Source organism: Corallococcus sp. EGB (genome assembly GCF_019968905.1).
Taxonomy (GTDB): domain Bacteria; phylum Myxococcota; class Myxococcia; order Myxococcales; family Myxococcaceae; genus Corallococcus.
Genome location: NZ_CP079946.1, coordinates 5,701,235 through 5,718,897 on the forward strand (window position 1 = coordinate 5,701,235; position 17,663 = coordinate 5,718,897).

At 67.0% G+C, this 17,663-nt stretch carries 11 protein-coding genes and 1 pseudogene; 7 read left to right on the top strand and 5 right to left on the bottom strand.

What is annotated here, in order from left to right:
- Window positions 1-41: 41 nt before the first annotated feature.
- On the bottom strand, window positions 42-815 hold the full coding sequence (locus KYK13_RS23345; RefSeq protein WP_223633508.1) for an HAD family phosphatase: 774 nt from the start codon (window positions 813-815) through the stop codon (window positions 42-44).
- A 104-nt stretch (window positions 816-919) separates the two neighbouring features.
- Here KYK13_RS23345 and KYK13_RS23350 point away from each other — a divergent pair, with 104 nt between their 5' ends.
- Window positions 920-1,480: a sugar O-acetyltransferase gene (locus KYK13_RS23350; protein WP_223633511.1), complete on the top strand. Its 561-nt coding sequence runs from the start codon at window positions 920-922 to the stop codon at window positions 1,478-1,480.
- Window positions 1,481-1,501: 21 nt separating this feature from the next.
- Here the strand turns inward: KYK13_RS23350 and KYK13_RS23355 are convergent, their stop codons facing one another.
- The 3 genes from KYK13_RS23355 to tgt form a co-directional block, all read right to left on the bottom strand.
- Window positions 1,502-2,275, bottom strand: coding sequence for a transglutaminase-like domain-containing protein (locus tag KYK13_RS23355; protein WP_223633513.1), 774 nt, complete (start codon window positions 2,273-2,275; stop codon window positions 1,502-1,504).
- Window positions 2,276-2,467: 192 nt separating this feature from the next.
- Window positions 2,468-3,637, bottom strand: a complete 1,170-nt coding sequence (locus KYK13_RS23360) for a nuclease (RefSeq protein ID WP_223633515.1) — start codon at window positions 3,635-3,637, stop codon at window positions 2,468-2,470.
- Window positions 3,638-3,770: 133 nt separating this feature from the next.
- The gene (gene tgt, locus KYK13_RS23365; RefSeq protein ID WP_223633516.1) at window positions 3,771-4,940 is read right to left on the bottom strand and encodes a tRNA guanosine(34) transglycosylase Tgt; all 1,170 of its coding nucleotides are present in this window, start codon (window positions 4,938-4,940) and stop codon (window positions 3,771-3,773) included.
- Window positions 4,941-5,207: 267 nt separating this feature from the next.
- Here tgt and KYK13_RS23370 point away from each other — a divergent pair, with 267 nt between their 5' ends.
- The 6 genes and pseudogenes from KYK13_RS23370 to KYK13_RS23395 all read left to right on the top strand — a co-directional run bounded on the left by KYK13_RS23370 (window position 5,208) and on the right by KYK13_RS23395 (window position 16,432).
- On the top strand, window positions 5,208-6,806 hold the full coding sequence (locus KYK13_RS23370; RefSeq protein ID WP_223633518.1) for an ABC-F family ATP-binding cassette domain-containing protein: 1,599 nt from the start codon (window positions 5,208-5,210) through the stop codon (window positions 6,804-6,806).
- A 177-nt stretch (window positions 6,807-6,983) separates the two neighbouring features.
- Window positions 6,984-7,673, top strand: a pseudogene (locus tag KYK13_RS39365) (DUF4011 domain-containing protein); the annotation flags it as partial.
- Window positions 7,674-7,754: 81 nt separating this feature from the next.
- The gene (locus KYK13_RS23380) at window positions 7,755-12,179 is read left to right on the top strand and encodes an AAA domain-containing protein (protein ID WP_223646719.1); all 4,425 of its coding nucleotides are present in this window, start codon (window positions 7,755-7,757) and stop codon (window positions 12,177-12,179) included.
- 13 nt (window positions 12,180-12,192) lie between these two features.
- Complete coding sequence (locus tag KYK13_RS23385) at window positions 12,193-13,761, top strand: DUF4041 domain-containing protein (RefSeq protein WP_223633520.1); 1,569 nt, start codon at window positions 12,193-12,195, stop codon at window positions 13,759-13,761.
- A gap of 341 nt (window positions 13,762-14,102) precedes the next feature.
- Window positions 14,103-15,794 (top strand): serine hydrolase, encoded by a 1,692-nt coding sequence (locus KYK13_RS23390; protein ID WP_223633523.1) that lies wholly within the window; start codon window positions 14,103-14,105, stop codon window positions 15,792-15,794.
- A gap of 17 nt (window positions 15,795-15,811) precedes the next feature.
- Window positions 15,812-16,432 (top strand): hypothetical protein, encoded by a 621-nt coding sequence (locus KYK13_RS23395; protein WP_223633526.1) that lies wholly within the window; start codon window positions 15,812-15,814, stop codon window positions 16,430-16,432.
- 56 nt (window positions 16,433-16,488) lie between these two features.
- Here the strand turns inward: KYK13_RS23395 and KYK13_RS23400 are convergent, their stop codons facing one another.
- Window positions 16,489-17,550, bottom strand: a complete 1,062-nt coding sequence (locus KYK13_RS23400) for a YihY/virulence factor BrkB family protein (RefSeq protein WP_223633529.1) — start codon at window positions 17,548-17,550, stop codon at window positions 16,489-16,491.
- Window positions 17,551-17,663: the final 113 nt, after the last annotated feature.

Here is a 17,663-nt window from a genome sequence, read left to right on the forward strand (position 1 = left end):
TCGAGACGGGCGTGGGGGGCGACCTCCACGCCCGTTTTGCGTCACGCCTCCTCGGGGTGCAGCTGCACCAGCGCCGGAAGCTCCGCCGCACGGTCGCGCAGGCGGGGCTTGGGCCGGATGGCCACCGGGACGCGGGACGCCGCGAGCAGGTCCAGGTCGAACACGTTGTCGCCGAAGGCGGCGCAGAGCGGCCGGTTCGTGAGCAACCGCAGGCTGTTCACCTTCCCGGGGCCATAGGGCACGGGCTCGAAGACGGACGTCAGCAGCCGTCCGCCCTCCTCCTTCGGCGTGCACGCCACCACGAAGTCCGGCGGGATCCCCACCTCGCGCACGGCGGCCTCCACCACCGCGCGGGGCGACGCGCTGACCACGTAGCAGTCCACGCCCTGGCCGCGCGCCCACTCCACCACGCGGCGGGCCTCCGGATGGACGCGAGCCGCCACGCCCCGGCGTGACACGACGTCGTGGGCGAAGCCTCGCAGCTCCTCCGCGTGCCAGCCGGCGAAGATCCACGCCATCATCTCGTAGGTGTCCTTCTCCGGCAGGCGCCCTGCCTCGAACGCCTTGAACAGCCCATGCGCCAGGGTCACCGCGTCCGGATGCGCCTCCACGCCATGGCGCGCGCCCAGCGACTCCAGGGCCACGCGCGCCTCGGGGCGCACACCGCCATGGTCCAGCAGGGCCATGAACAGGTCATCGCCCACGTCCCCGCTCCACAGCGTCCCGTCCCCATCGAAGGCCAGCACGCCGTCCGGCGTCCGCTCCACCTCGCGACGGATGCGCTCCAGCGTCTCCTCGACCCGCTCGATCCTCATGGCCGGCATCCTCGCTGGCCCCCTGTCCGGTGTCATCCGTCCCCAGGAAGCCAGGGCACGGGATGTTCACCCGCCAGGGGGAAAGCGTGACTACCCTCCGGGGCATGGCACGAACCGAGAAAGAGAAGATGCTCGCGGGCGAACTGTACGTGGCCACCGACCCGCAACTGATTGCCGAGCGGGCCCGCGCTCGCAAGCTCCTGCGTTCCTACAACCAGTCCACCCAGGACGAACTGCCGCTGCGTGAAAGCCTGCTCCAGGAGCTGCTGGGCAAGGTGGGCGCGGGCACGTGGGTCGAACCGCCGTTCAACTGCGATTACGGCGAGCACATCCGGCTGGGCGACCGCGTCTTCATGAACTTCAACTGCGTCATCCTGGACTGCAACACGGTGACGATTGGCGACGACGTGTCCTTCGGTCCGAGCGTGCAGGTGTACGCGGCCACGCATCCCCTGGACCCGGATGAACGCATCAAGGGCCCTGAGCTGGGCAAGCCCATCACCATCGGCTCCAAGGTGTGGATTGGCGGCGGGTCCATCATCTGCCCGGGCGTCACCATCGGCGAGGGGACCACCATCGGCGCGGGCAGCGTGGTGACGCGGGACATTCCCGCGTACGTCTTCGCCGCGGGAAATCCCTGCCGCGTCATCCGGAACCTCCGGTAGCAGGGCTCCACGGCGGGGACTTCAGGCCACGGCCTCGTGGGTCTCGGTGACGCCCTGGTACTGGTACGCGCCGCTGTCATATGGGGTGATGGCGTCGTCGGCCTTCTTGGTGCAGGCCGCAGCGGTGGGGTCGAAGGCCTGGAACTGGCCCTTGTCGTCCTTGAACTCCACCCACGCATGGTCGCCCCGGTCCGTCTTGCCGAAGACGACGTGCGCTTCCACGCCGGCCTGCTCGAAGCGCTGCTCGGCCTCGATGGCCATGTCCACGCAGACGCCGGACTTGGACGCGTCGAAGTTGCTGGCGTTCTTCATGGCGGCATCCCACGTCTTGCCGCCCGAGTAGTCGTACTTCCAGGACGTGGCCTCCTTCGCGATGTCCTGGGCCACCTGATCCGCGCTCTTGCCGGAGGACGGGCCCTTCGCGCCCTGCGCCTGCGTGGGAGGCGGCGTGGGCTGCGCCTGGGCGGGAGCCGGAGCCGGCTGGGGCTTCTGGGCCTGGGCCTTGGATGGCTCGAAGCTGTCGCGCCGCCAGTTCTGCTGGAAGCGCTGTGCGCCGGTGGGCTTCGGGCCCTGGGCCTTCGCACCCTCGCCCTTCAGCAGGGACTCCTTCGTCAGACCCAATTCCTTGAGCAGCGCGGCGAACTCCTTGGGCTGCTTCGCGGAGTCCACCGTCTTCACCGGCGAGCCGTCCGGAGTGACGACCTTCACCACGACATTCCGTGGGGCCTGCGCGGCATCGGCGGGGCGGTTCGCCAACGGGTTGGAGGACGGACGCGACAGGGAGGAGATCGCCATGGGACAGGGCCTCGAAGAAACCGCGGGGATGCCTGTCCCATGAGCACGGCGCATGCCAGCACGCGTGCCCCATGAGGTGGAAGCCAAACCCCTGTGTTTCCTGAGCCCGTGGGCCCGTCCTCGTCAGCGAAGGCCGGCGGGGCTGATGACAACCGTTGGCGGGCTGGTGTCCGGTGTCATCACCCCACGGACCTACGCTGAGTCGGAGGTGCCGTCGGGCTCCGGTTCCTCCGGCCCCTCCACGGTGCGCTCCAGCGTGCGAGCAAGCGCGGCGCGGGCCTCCGAGGCCTCCTCGCTCCCAGCCCGCGAGGGAGCAGGCACCGTCGACTCCAGCTCATCCGGATGCAGGCGGAACCACTTTGCGACGAGCATCACCTCCTGGGCCTCCTGCGCGCGAAGGCCAATCGCCTCCGGCTCCGGCACGGAGAAGATGTCCTGCACGCGCGCGTCCAGCATCGCGTGCTCCTCCGGAGTCTGGGGCGCGGGCACCTCCGCGCGGATCCGTCCCCGTCTGAGCACGTACACGCGGTCCTCGCCGCCGTGTCCGCGCACCGTGTAGACGAGCGACAGCCGCCGCAGTGTGCGGCCCAGCTCGACGATCCACGCCTGCACGTTCTCCAGCCGCTCCGCGCGGTCGCGAAGCTCCGCCGCGTATTCGAACTGGAGCCGCCGCGCCGCCATCGCCATGCGCTCGCGGAGGATGACCAGCGGCCGGTCCGACTCGCCATTGAGGAACGCCCGCGCCAGCGCGACCTGCGCCAGGTACTCCGCCGTCGTGCACCCGCCGGCGCATGGAGACAGACACCGCGCCGTCTGCCCGCGCATGCACCGGGGGTCGTCCTTCAGGGGGAAGAGCTGGATCTGATCCGCCAGCCGCATGGGCGTCTCGGACGGGCAGTCGCGCAGCTCCAGCAGGTCATTCACCGCGCGCACCACGTCCGCCATGGTGTGCCGGCCGTGGAAGGGCCCGAAGTACTCCGCGCTCCCGCCACCGCCGGGCTGCCCCACCACGCGCAACCGGGGCACGGCCTCACGCGTGAGCTGGAGGAAGCAGTGCGCGCGGTCGCGCTTGTGCTCCACGTTGAAGAGGGGCCGGTGGCTCTTGATCAGCCGGAACTCATGGAGGAGCGCGGCGAACTCGCTGGCCGTGTACTCCCACTCCACCTGGTGCGCCTGGGCGACGATCTCCCAGGCCTTCTCGCCCTCCTCCGCGCGGAAGTACGACAGGAGCCGCGTGCGCACGCGCACGGACTTGCCCACGTAGAGCAGCTCTCCAGCGGGGCCGAGGAACCGGTACACACCGGGCCGGTTCTCCGCGCTCGCGCGGACGTGACTCAGGAGGCTGGCGACGCGCGGGTCCATGCGGCGAAGAAGCCCCGGAGCCGCAAGCCCCGGGGCACCGCAGGCTACCCCGCCACGTCCCGCCGCACCGCTGCCAGAGCGACTCGGGTCGCAACCCGGCCGGAGGGCGGGCGGAGGGACGCGCGCCCGGACTTCAGCCCACGTCCTTCAGGGTGGCGGCGGAAGCGGCGGCCTCGTCCTTCAAATCCTTGGGCGTGGCGATGGCCGTCTTCAGCTCGCGGTACGTCTGCGCGTAGCCGTTGCGCAGGATGCCCTCGCGCACGCGCTCCATGAGCTTCTGGTAGTGCCGCACGTTGTGCACGGACAGGAAGCGCGAGCCCAGGTGGTGCTTGCCGCGCATCAGGTGCTGGAGGTAGCCGCGCGAGTACTTCTTGCACACGTAGCAGTCGCACTCGGGGTCGAGCGGCCCGTCCTCCAGGCGGTACGCGGTGCGGGAGATGCGCACCAGGCCCTGGAAGGTGTACGCGTAGCCCTGCTGCGCCATCTTCGTGGGGATGATGCAGTCGAACATGTCCACGCCGCGCAGCACCGCCTCCAGGAGGTCCGTAGGCGTGCCCACGCCCATCAGGTAGCGCGGCTTGTCCTGCGGCAGGGACGCGGTGGCGCGCTCGGTCATCGTGTCGCGCTCCACCTTGGTCTCCCCCACCGCCAGCCCGCCGATGGCGAAACCGTCAAAGGGCAGCTTCGTGAGGAACGCGGCGCTCTCATCGCGCAGGTGCGGGTGCACGCCGCCCTGGACGATGCCGAACAGCGCCTGGCCCGTGGGGCGCGCCTCCTTCGCGGCGAGGCTGCGCACGGCCCAGCGGTGGGTGCGCTCCATGGCCTCGCGGGTGCCGGCCTCGTCCGTGCGCGAGTCGATGCACACGTCCAGCACCATCATGATCTCCGAGTTGATCGCCTGCTGCATGGCGATGCTGGACTCGGGGCTCAGGAGCCGGCGGCTGTTGTCGTAGAAGCTGCGGAAGTGCGCGCCCTTCTCCGTGATGAGCCGGTCCTCCGGCAGGGAGAAGATCTGGAACCCGCCCGAGTCCGTGAGCACGGCGCCGTCCCAGCCCATGAAGGGGTGGATGCCGCCGAAGCGCTCGAAGACCTCCGGGCCGGGCCGGAGCATCAGGTGGTAGGTGTTGGCGAGGAGGACCTTGGCCCCCGTCTCCTTGACCTCCTCCATGGCGAGGTGGCGGAAGCCGGCGTGGGTGGCCACCGGCATGAACATCGGCGTGGGGAAGGACCCCTTGCGGGTGTGGAGGATGCCCGTACGGGCGCCGGTGGGGTCGGTATTGAGGAGCTCGAAGCGGACGGCCATTGCCGGGCCTTATACCCAGCCCGCCCGTCCGAGGGCACCCGCTTCCTGGGGCTGCCCGCCTGGCCAGCAGGAGGCCCGGAGCCCCCCTCCTCCCTCGGAAGGCCCCGGTTTCCCTACCCGGCCCCCGGGGGCTGGGGAATGGCGGGGAGTGGAAGCCGGCATTTCCCGGGCAGGTCGGCGGTTACATTGGGTCCTCCGGTACGCCGCCGGGCTTCGATTTACCGCGCGTCTTGGGTCGCCGCGCCATTTCCGTTACAAGCCGCCGCCATGTTCAACGTCATCAACGTCTCCAAGGCCTATGGGCCCAAGAAGCTGTTCGAGGAGGTCAACGTCGCCTTCTCGCCGGGCCGTCGCTACGGCCTGACTGGTCCGAACGGGGCCGGCAAGTCCACGTTCATGAAGATCCTCGCGGGAGACGAGGAGCAGGACATGGGCGAGATCATCCGCCCGCGCAAGCTGGGCATCCTGCGCCAGGACCACTTCCGCTACGAGAACGACCGCGTCATCGACGTGGTGTTGATGGGCAACCGCCACCTGTGGGCGGCGATGGACGAGAAGAACAAGCTGCTCGCCAAGGCCGACATCACCGAGGAGGACGGCAACCGGCTGGGTGAGCTGGAAGGCGTCATCGCGGAAGAGGACGGCTACTCCGCGGAGAGCGACGCGGCCACGCTGCTCGCCGGCCTCGGCATCGAGGAGTCCTTCCATGAAGGGCCCATGCGTCAGCTGACGGGCGGCCTGAAGCTGCGAGTGCTGCTCGCGCAGGCGCTGTTCGGCAAGCCCGAGGGGCTGCTGCTCGACGAGCCCACGAACAACCTGGACATCGACTCCATCCGCTGGCTGGAGAACTTCCTCCATGTGTACGAGGGCGTGCTGATCACCATCAGCCACGACCGGCACTTCCTGAACTCCATCTGCACGCACATCGCGGACATCGATTACGAGACCATCATCCAGTACACGGGTGGTTACGACGACATGGTCCGGCAGAAGTCGCAGCTGCGGACCCGGGTCGAGTCCGAGACGGCGGAGAAGAAGAAGAAGATCGCCCAGTTGCAGGACTTCGTGGCGCGCTTCCACGCGGGTACGCGCGCGTCGCAGGTGCAGAGCCGCATCAAGCAGATCGAGAAGCTGAAGACGGAGGACCTGAAGCGCTCGAACATCGCGCGGCCGTTCATCCGGTTCGACCAGAAGGTGGCGAGCGGCCGTCAGACGCTGATGTTCGAGGGGCTGCAGAAGTCCTTCGACGGGGTGCCGGTCATCAAGCCCTTCACCGGCCTGGTCTGCAAGGGCGAGCGCATCTGTGTGATTGGCCGCAACGGCGTGGGCAAGTCGACGCTGGTGAAGATGCTGGCGGGCAAGCTGGAGCCGGACGCGGGCAGCATCACCTGGGGCCACCAGGCGACGGTGGGCTACCTGCCGCAGGACCACCACGGCGTCATCCACAAGGGCACGACGTGCTTCGGCTACCTCCGGGAGATCAGCGAGAAGCTGACGAACGAGGAGATTTCCGGCGTGTTGGGCCGGATGCTCTTCTCGGGTGAGGAGCGGATGAAGAACACGGACACGCTCTCCGGTGGTGAGACGGTGCGCGTGCTGTTGTCCAAGCTGATGATCATGCAGGACAACGTGTTGATCCTCGACGAGCCGACGAACCACCTGGACCTGGAGTCCATCGCGGCGCTGGCGGAAGGCCTGGCGAAGTTCGAAGGCACGGTCATCTGCGTGACGCACGACCAGGAGCTCATCTCCGAGGTCGCGACCCGCATCTGGAGCCTGGAGGCGGGCAAGGACGTGCTCGACTTCAACGGCCCCTACTCCGAGTTCATGGAGAAGCACGCGGACGCGGCGCTGAAGCGCCGGTAGCCTTTCGTCACTCCAGGCTGTGCCCACGCCGCCCGTTTCCGGTCCTCCGGAAGCGAGGCGGCGTTCTCGTGTGCGTGTCAATACCTCTCACGGGGGATGCCCGCGTCGCCGGGAATGCGCCACAACCTGGAGTGCCAGGTCGTCCCACCCATGACGACCCGGGGGGCGAACCCATCCATGAATCCGCACGACTTGGTCCTGCTGAAAGAGCTTCAGCGGCAACGCACCCGGTTGCTGGATCTGAGCGCGACCAACCGGCTCCTCAACTTCAAGCACACGGCCAGGACGTCGCTGCGAATCGTGGATGAGCTTCCAGGCGTCGTCTTCGAGCGGCTGAGCAACCACCGCGCGCTCACCTTCCTCCCGGTGCCGCCTCCGGAAACAGAACCCGGGCATGAGGCTTCCGACCCCACCGCCGCGACCGTGGTGTTCTCGATGACGGAGGAGAGCACCAGCAGGGACTCCCGGCAGAGGCTGCTGCTTCAACAGGCGAAACGCCTGGGCATCGACACCCGGTATGAGCTGCCGCAGGCGGGCGCGGCGGAAAGCGGCACCAGTCCTCGCAAGCACCAGGACCGCCATCTGCAGACGCTGTACTTCCCGGAGGATCTGGAGAGCCACCTGCACCGCCTCCATGGCCTCGCACAGACGGCCATTCAGGAGACAGGGGCCAACCTGCTCCACATCGCCTTCGGATTCCTGCGTTGGTACGAGTCCGGCGATTCGCGGCAGGAGAAGCCCCGCTGCGCGCCTCTGGTGCTCATGCCCGTGAGCCTCAAGCGCGGCCAGGCCCACCCGGACACGCAGGTCCATGCCTACGAGGTGGACTACAACGAAGGCGAGTCCATTGAGCTGAACCTCACGCTTCAGGAGAAGTTGAGGCAGGAGTTCGGCATCACACTGCCTGCATTCTCCGCGGAGGAAGGGCTGGAGGCGTACTTCGCGAAGGTGACGGCGCTGTTGAAAGGCCTTCGTCCAGGATGGGGCCTGGAGCGACAGGTGACCCTGACGCTGCTGTCCTTCGGACGGCTCCTGATGTGGCGGGACCTGGAACCCTCTCGATGGCCGCAGAACAGCCCCCTGCTGACGAACCCGCTCGTCCGGACGTTGATGGGAGGCCAGGCCCAGGCGAACGAGCCAGGCGGAGGAGGCGCAGCCATCCGGGAACGCCGGAACGAGGTCTACGACCTGGACGCGCCGGAGGCTTCTCCCCCACCGCTCATCACTGACGCGGACAGCAGCCAACACAGCGTGCTGGTGGATGTGCTTCGAGGCGAGAACCTGGTGGTGCAGGGGCCCCCAGGCACCGGGAAGTCACAGACCATCACCAACCTCATCGGCGCGGCGCTGGCGGCGGGCAAGACCGTGCTGTTCGTCACCCAGAAGCTGGCGGCGCTGGAGGTCGTCTCGCGCCGTCTCCAACAGGCCGGGCTGGGCGAGTTCTGCCTGGAGCTCCACAGCCACAAGACCCAGAAGCAGCAGTTCATGGAGGACCTGCGCCGAAGGCTCAAGCTGGATGCGAATGCAGGCGCACCCCGCCCACTTACCGAACAAGTCTCAAGCGCGGCCAGCATCCTGCGCGCTCATTCCGAGCGAATGCACAAGCCATTCGGGATGCTCGGCATGTCACCGCACGACGTGTTCTGGAAGGTCAGTCGCGCCGAAGCGGAACTGGGCGATGCGGTTGTTGAACTGGATGGCCTCCGCTTCGAGGGCGCAGAAGAAATGTCCCCCACGTCCCTGGCGGAGGTTCGCGACGCGGTTCGGGGGCTCGCGGCGCAACTGGCGGACGTCCGCCGCGTTGCCCCTCTCCCCTCGGCCCATCCCTGGGCGGGGGTGACGAACGACGCGCTGACCGACAAGGAGCGCCAGACGCTCATTCAACGGTTCGCATCCTGGGAGGAGTCCGCGCTGCGCCTGGAGAAGGCGCTGGCTGCCTTCACCACCCGCACAGGCGTCACGCCCAGGTCGAGCGTACTCGCGGCGGATGCCCTGGTCTCCGCCGTCCGGGTTCTGCCGCCGCTTCCAGAGGGAGCACCTCCGGAACTGGTCCCTGTCCTCCTTGATTCAGCGCAACGCGAGGGATTGCGCACCCTGCTCGACGCCATCGAGTCGGTCCAGGCGCAATGGGCAGGGTTGGAGGCGGGCTGGCGTTCCCAGGAGGCTCTGACTGCGCCCGCGCTGCGTGCAGCGGAGGCCGTCCTCGACATCGCCCTGCGCCTGCTTTTCCCCGACACCACGATGGTCACCCTGACACGCGCGCACGAGGCCGTGGGAGGAGCGGCCCGGGCCCTGGAGCAGGGACGCAGGTTCATGACCGCCGTGGCCTCCAGCCTGGAAGTCGACGTCTCGCTCTGGACGCCTCAACAGCTCCAGATTTTTGCCCGCGTCATCGAAGCGATGGCGGCTCTGGACGAAGCGACTTTGGAGTGGCGGGACGCACGGTGGGTCGAGCGCGAGGTCGAGGAATCGCTTCGGCAGGCCCACGGCACCTGCTCCACATTGAAGGAGCAGGCGCGGGCGCTCTCTGTGCGCTTCATGCCCGAGCTCGTTCCTCCGCTCGCGACGCTCAAGGCGCATGCCGTCGCGGTCTCGACGGCGCCATTCATTCCCTGGCTTTCGAGCCCATGGCGTGCCGCGCGACGGGACTTCCAGGCGATGGCCCACGGGGTCCGTCCGACGCGGCCCGTGTTGAGCCAGGGCTACACGGATCTGCTGGCGCATCACGCCGCACGAGAGCGCTTCCATGAAGACGCGGCCTTGAAAGCGGCCCTGGGCGCCCGCTTCCAGGGAATCGACACGCGCTTCGACCGGATCCTTTCGTGGTTGGACGCCTACCGGACCATCGATGCGTTGCTCCTTCCCCTGGGAGAACGGGGAGCGGAGCTCCGCCGCGCAGTGTTGGAGCGACCGGCGAGCCATTGGCGAGAGGCCCTGGCGAAGGCCCGAGTGCTGGGCGAAGACCTGCCCCAGGTCCGCGACGTCAGCGCTTCGGTGCAGGAAGCCGCGACTCGCATGGGCCTGCCTCACGCGCCCTGGAACACCGAGCCCTGCGGCAAGGCCCAGGACAGCCTCGACGCCCTGCTGAAGCACCTGGGCGAAGTCCTCAAATGGGCACGGATGGGGGACGCTTCGCCTTCCCTGCCCCTTTCCCAGCTCCAAGGCCAGCTGCGCAGGGTGCGCGAGGCCTGCGAAGCCGAGGAGCGGCTGGAGGCCCACGCTCCCGCGGCGGCATTGCCTGGGGTGGTCTACCGGGGCCGGAAGACGTCCATCGCGGGGCCCCGAAGCGCCCTCCGCCATGTCGATGACGTTTTCTCAGCGCCGCTGCCAGAAGGACTCGCGGAATGGCTGCTGCGCGAGGACACCCCACGCAGGCAGGCGGACCTGCTCACGGCCACGAACGAGGTCGAGGCAGCACTTGTCGCCTACAAGGAGTCCGCCGCTCAGGCATGGGGACTGGGGAAGATGGCCCCGGGCGCCTGGGAGGACCTCGCCGCCGAGAAGCCGCTTCAAGCGACGGTCATGCGCCTGCGTCAGGCTCGCGAGCGGGCCGCGACGCTCCCAGCCTGGTGCGCGTACCAACGGCAGAGACGCGCCGTCGCACGAACGCGGGGAACCACGGGCTTCCTGGAGCGCGTCGATACACGTCCTGGACTGGAGCCGGATCGACTGCTCGCGGCTTTCGAAGCCGTCTTCTTCCGCACCCTGGCGGAAGCCGTCCTGCGCGACCAACCGGAGCTCGACCAATTCACGGGCGCCGTCCACGCATCCCAGCGCGAGGAATTCGCGCGCCTGGACACGCATTGCATCGAAAAGCAGGGCCGCTATCTGGCGCGGCAACTCAGCCAGCGTCCGGTTCCTTCTGGCGTGTCCTCGACGAAGGTGGGGGCCATGACGGAGACCCACCTGCTCAAGCACGAGTTGGGAAAGAAGCAGCGCCATCTCCCCATCCGTGAGCTGGTGGCACGTGCCGGCAGTGCACTTCAGACGTTGATGCCCTGCTTCATGATGGGGCCGCAGTCGGTTGCCCAGTACCTACCCGCCGGACAGCTGACCTTCGATCTGGTGGTGATGGACGAGGCCAGCCAGATGCGCCCCGAAGATGCGTTGGGAGCCATTGCGCGAGGACGCCAGCTGGTGGTGGTGGGTGATCCGGAGCAACTCCCTCCCACCAACTTCTTCGCCCAGGTGGAGCAGGAGGACGTCGCTTCTGACGACGAAGAAGGCGACGAAGCCCAGGGGCCATCCTTCCTGGAGGATTCAGAGAGCATCCTCACGGCGGCAGCGGAGCGGTTCCCCACGCGCATGTTGCGCTGGCATTACCGCTCACGCCACCCCGCGCTCATCGCCTTCAGCAACCGTGAATTCTACAACGGCGACCTCATCACCTTCCCCGCTCCAGGCGAACAGTTGGAGGGACTGGGACTCCACTTCCACAAGGTGGAAAAGGGGCTGTACGAGTCCAACCGGAACGTTCCCGAAGCCCGCGAAGTGCTCGCGAAGGTGAAAGAACACGCGCGTACGCGTCCCGAGCAGAGTCTGCTGGTCGTCACGTTGAACTCGAAGCAGCGCGACCTCATCGACGACCTGGTGACGGCCGAGGAGAAGACAGACGCGAGCCTCCGGGCCTTCCTGGCGAAGTGGGAGAAGTCTCCCATGCCCTTCGATGTGAAGAACCTGGAGAACGTCCAAGGCGACGAGCGCGACGCCATCTTCGTGTCGGTCACGTTCGGTCCCGACAAGAACGAGAAGTTCCGGATGAACTTCGGCCCGATCAACCAGGCGGACGGGTATCGCCGGCTGAACGTCCTCTTCACGCGGGCGCGGTGCGCGCTGACGGTGTTCGCGTCCTTCGAACCGTCGGATCTCAAAATCCAGGAGAGCAGCCCCCGCGGGATGCGCGTCCTCCAGCGGTACCTGTTCGAAGCCAGAGGCGAAGCCGTGGCACATGGTGTTGGGAGCGGCCGGCCCCCGGACTCTGACTTCGAGCTCGCCGTCGCGAAGGCGCTCACGGCGCGAGGATTCGAAGTGGTTCCCCAGGTGGGCGTCGCCGGGTACTTCATCGACATGGCCCTCCGGCATCCCCGGCAGCCAGGCCGATACATCCTGGGTGTCGAGTGTGACGGCGAGCGGTATCACTCATCGCGCTCCGCGCGGGACCGCGATCGCCTTCGCGACCAGGTGTTGAAGGGCCTCGGGTGGAACCTTCACCGCATCTGGTCCACGGATTGGTTCCGCTCACCTTCGGAAGAGGTCGCCCGCATCGTCGCGCACGTCGAAGCGCTGCTCCGTGAGGAAGCGGCAGCGGAGCTTCCAGCCGTGGTGCGCGAGGAGCCCCTGGCGGAAAACCAGATGCGCGCCGTCAGCGCCTGACAAGGAGATCTCCATGACCACGATCATTGCCATCGGCCTGGGCACGGCGTGCCTGTTGCTCCTGGGGCTGTGGATTCAGAAGAGAAGCCAGCTGAAAGCAGTGCAGGAGCGCTTCAAGCCCATCCTGGACCTGGAGGCCGAACGGCGCCGGGTCGCCGAGGAATTGACGAAAGCCCGAGCGGACGCGGACGCCGCGATGGCCTCTGAGCAGAAGCGGGTCCAGAACGAGCTGGCGAAGGCCCGGAGCGAGGCGGACAGTGCGCTGGCAACTGAACGGAAGCGGGTGGAGACCGAGCTCGCGAGGGCCAAGGCGGACGTGGAACAGGCCATCGCGGCGGAACAGAATCGGGCGAAGGCCGAGCTGAACCGACTCCGAGAAGAGACGACCCGGACGACGCAAAGCGCGACACGGGCCATGGAGGAGGCTGAAGCACGCCGGAAGCAGGCGAACGCCGAAAGGACCAGCCTGGAGACAGGCATTGCCCGGCTGAAGGCCGAGTTGAAGGTGCTGGAAGAGGAGGAGGTGCTGCTCTCCTTCGGCTTCTACAAGCCGGTGTACGCGCTCTCGTCCGTCAAGGAGTACGAGGACCGGCTGGAGAGGGTCCGCGAAGCACAGAAGCAGATGCTGAAGAACAAGGAGGCCGCCACGTGCTCCATGACGTGGGAGGTGAATGGGAGCAAGGCGGAGGGCAAGAAGCAGATCGACCGGACCTTGAAACTGATGCTCCGGGCCTTCAACGGCGAGGCGGATGCGTGTGTCGCCAAGGTCTCCTACAAGAACGTAAAGGCCATGGAGACGCGCATCGAGAAGGCGGCCGCCGCCATCAATGGTCTCGTGGAGATCCAGAAGTGCGTCATCGCCAGACGCTACGTCAAGCTCAAGGTCGAGGAGCTGATGCTCGCGTACGAATACGCGGAGAAGGTGCAGCAGGAGCGGGATGAGCAGCGCCGCATCCGTGAGCAGATGCGTGAGGAGGAAGCGGCCCAGCGTGAGCTGGAGAAGGCGAAGCTGGAGGCGGAACGCGAGGCAAAACGTGACGCCGAGGCCCTGGCGAAGGCAAAAGCGGACTACGAGCAGGCCAAGGGCTCAGAACAGCAGAAGCTGATGGAGCGCATCGCGGAGCTGGAGCGCCGCGTGGCGGAGGACCTGGAGAAGCAGCGAGCCATCTCCCAGGCTCAGCTCACGAGAACGGGGCATGTCTACGTCATCTCGAACATCGGCTCATTTGGCGAGGGAATCTTCAAGCTGGGGATGACCCGGCGGCTGGTACCCCAGGACCGCATCGACGAACTGGGAGACGCCTCGGTGCCCTTCGAGTTCGACGTTCACGCCATCATCCGGACCTCGGATGCACCGGGCTTGGAGAACGCCCTACACAAAGCCTTCGCGAACCGGCGCGTCAACCGCATCAACGAGCGCAAGGAGTTCTTCCGCTTCAGCCTGGATGAAATCGCGGATGCCGTGCGCAAGCACCATGGTGAGTTTGAGCTGACCCGGATTGCTGAAGCTGCGGAGTACAGAAAGTCACTGGCGTTGCAGGGAGAGGAGAAAAACAATCCCGGTCAAAAAACCGCCGCGTAGTGAGTGAATCCTCAACAACCACACCCACTACCGTGACGGCCCTTGTTCTCCTGCCCTCCGACGATGCGCCTCCTCCAGGCGTCTTGCGTTGGCTCATCTCCTGCGACGAATCCGGAACAGGCGGTTCACCCTCTTACGGCTTCGGGATGCTCTGGATGAACTGGCAAAGGAGCGGGGGCTTCTCCGAACTGATCCGGAGTTCCGAAAGAAGTCCGGTGGGAGATTGACAAACGAGCGCCTGGGAGGGAACCGCGTCGTGTAGGGTCACTCGTGCCATGACTCTTCACCGTTTCCTTGGGCTTCTGCTGGCGCTGCTTCCCCTCCATGTCGGCGCTGTCCCGATGCCCGCGGACCCGTTGGTGGGCATCTGGGGCAGTGAGCGCGTCCTGGGTCCTCAAGTCCGGGGTGAACTGACGCTGGTTCAGGATGGGAGCGCCTGGCGCGCTCGCATCGCGGGCTTCGACGTTCCTGCTCGGGTCGATGGCCGGAAGGTCTCTGTCGTCCTCCCCGGTAAGCAGGGCGAGCTGAGGGCGACGCTTCCAGAGAATGGCCAGAGCATCACGGGCCACTGGATCCAGCCGCGCGTGCTCATGAGCGGCATGAAGTTCGCCAGCCCGGTGGAACTGCGCTCCCTTCAGCCCGGGGTCTGGCGCGGAGTCGTGGCACCACTGGAGGACCGGTTCTCGCTGTATCTCGTCGTCCAGAAGCAGCCGGATGGCTCCGTGACGGCGTTCATCCGCAACCCGGAGCGGAACTTCGGCAACCGGATGCTGTTCCGCGTGGAGCTCCAGGACCGCACGGTCCGGTTCACGTCCACGAAGGGAGGCACGCAGTTCGAAGGCACGTTCGACGCGCAGTCCGGACGGCTGTCCCTCCCCTACCCTCCGTTCGACACGACGTTCGACTTCACCCGCCGCGACCGCGCGCAGGCCGTGGGCCTCTATTCCCGTACTCCCGCTTCTGGCCCCTACGCCTACCAGAAGCCCGTCGCCGAGGACGACGGCTGGACCACGGCGGCTCCGGCCGACGTCGGCATGGACGTCCAACCGCTCCAGCAGCTCGTACAGCGCATCCTCGACCAGGAGCCCAGCCAGGAGCCCGTGCCCGCCATCCAGGGACTCCTCGTCGCCCGCCACGGGAAGCTGATCCTCGAAGAGTACTTCCAGGGCTTCGACAAGGAGCGTCCCCATGACCCGCGCTCCTCCTCCAAGTCCTACGCATCCCTGCTCATCGGCATCGCCCTGGACCAGGGCGCCCCCTTCACCGTGGACACGCCCGTCGTCTCACTCTTCCCCGAGTACAAGGGCAAGCTCTCCAACCTGGACGCGCGCAAGCGCAAGCTCACCGTCGCGCACCTGATGACCATGTCGACAGGCCTCGCCTGCGACGACGACGACCCGGCGTCTCCTGGAAATGAGGACCGCCTCAAGGACTCCGTACCGGATTGGTACAAGTACACGCTGGACCTCCCCATGGTCCGCGCTCCCGGCGAGAAGGCCGTGTACTGCTCCGCGAACATCAACCTGCTGGGCGGCGTCCTCCGCAACACCACCCGCATGTGGATTCCGGAGTTCTTCACCCAGAACGTCGCCACGCCACTCCAGATGCGCGGCTACCACCTCGACCTGATGCCCAACGGCGAGCAGTACCTGGGCGGCGGCATCTACATGCGGCCTCGCGACGCACTGAAGCTTGGCCAGCTCTACCTGTCCGGTGGCACCTGGAACGGCAAGCGCGTGGTCAGCCAGCGCTGGGTGGAACGCTCCATCGCGAACCACGCCACCATGGAGCCCGGAAAGACCTATGGCTACACGTGGTGGCGCCACGAACTCCGTGTCGGCGACCGCGTGTATTCCGAGTACGAGGCCAGTGGAAACGGCGGTCAGCTCGTGATGGTCGTCCCGGAGTTGGACCTCGCCGTGATGTTCACCGCGGCCAATTACAACCACGTCTCCATCTGGCGGAAGTTCCGCGAAGAGCTCCTCCCCCGCTTCATCATGGCCGCGGTCTCCGCGAACAACACGCAGCCCTGATAGTCTCCACGGCCTTCATGAACCGCTCCTGTGTCCTCCTCATCGCCCTGACGTGCGTCCTCGGCCTCTCTGCGTGCGGTCCCTATGACTGCACCCCGGAGAACTGCGCGGACGGGTGCTGCTCCGCGAACAACGAGTGCATCGGCTATCGCAGTGACTCCGAATGCGGCCCCAATGGCGGCCTCTGTGAATCCTGCGCGGAAGGCAGTGTCTGCCGGCTCGACCAGCGCGCCTGCTACGTCGGCGTGATGCGCACCCGCGTGCAGCCCCGCTACGCCGTCATCGCGGACGTCGACCCGGACACGGGCGAGGACTGGGACTCCGATGGCTCCCCGCCGGACGTCGTCGTGGAGATGGACTGCCCCTCTGCCTCCGGCCGCTCCCGCACCGAAGAGGACGAAAGCTGGGAGCCCGAGTGGTACAGCGGGAGCTGCACGGTCATCACCTCCAACCTGCTGCGCCATCCCCTCCAGATCTCCATCTTCGACAACGACCCCTTCACCTTCGATGACGCGTTCGGCGGCCTCTCCTACCAGGTCACCCGCGCGGACCTGAACCTGGGCCGCATCGAGCTCTCCCTTCTACCCATCGTGAAGACGCTCGTCATCGACCTGACCCACACCTATTCGCCGCAGTGAAACACCAACGGGCGGTCCCCTTCCGAGGGCCACCCGCCGGAGAACAACGCCCAGCACTACCGCGTCGCGGACTTGCGGCGCATCAGGAACACGCCCAGGCCCAGGCCCGCGGCCCACTTCGCAGCGGCGGCCAGCGGCGTCTTGCCCAGCGGCACTGGACGGCTCTCGTATTGAGGCTGCGGCGGAACGGGCCGGAAGTCCGTGGCGCCGGGCAGGTTCGCTCCGCGCTCCTCCGCCTCCGTCTTCGTCACGTTCGGTCCCGGTGCGTTCGGGTCTCGCTGGCCCGGCGACTTCCCGTCCGGCGACTTGTGCTCCAGGACGCCGTTGATCTCCGCGCCCAGCAACACGACCATGCAGGAGATCTGCATCCACAGCAGCATCACGATGACACCGCCGATGGCGCCGTAGTTCACGTCATACGAGCCGAAGTTCGCCACGTACTTCGAGAAGCCCCACGACGCGAGCACCCAGATGATCACGCTCACCACCGACCCCGGCGTGATGAACTTGAACTTCTGCTTCACGTCCGGCAGCACGTAGTACAGCACCGCCAACAGCAGCATCATCAGCAGGCCCGCCACCGGCATGCGCGCCCACAGCACGATGCCGGTGAACGGCTCACCCAGCCTGTTCGCGACGGCCGGCGAGGCGATGGCCACGGCGGCCGACAAGACCACCGTGATGGCCGTGCCCAATGTCGTCAGCAGCGCGATGCCTCGCTTCTTCCAGAACGGGCGCTTGTCCGTGACGCCGTAGACCGTGTTGAGTGCCTCCATCAGCGCGACCACACCGCTTGACGCCGCCCAGATGGCGCCCACGCCACCGATCGTCAGCAGCCCCACTGGATTGCTGCTCGCCAGCGCCTCCAGCCGCTCGCCCAGGATCTTCGTCACCTCCTGCGGCGCCACCTTCGACAGCTCCCGGATGAGCTGCTGCGCCTGGTGCGGATCGATGATCACACCGGCCAACGACACGAGGAACAGCAGGAACGGGAAGAGCGCGAGGATGGCCTGGAACGTCAGCGCTCCCGCGACGTTGCTGATGTTGTCGCGTCCCCACTCGTCCTTGAGGGATACGAAGAACTCCTTCCAACTCATTCCCCTGCCAGGCAGGACCATGCCGTCTCCTCCTCGAAGGAGATTGGGCATTCCATCCCCCGGCTGGCTTCCTCCCCCAGGACGAGGCCCGCCTCCCTGGCTGCTCACCGCGCAGGGAGCGTGAAATGACAAGC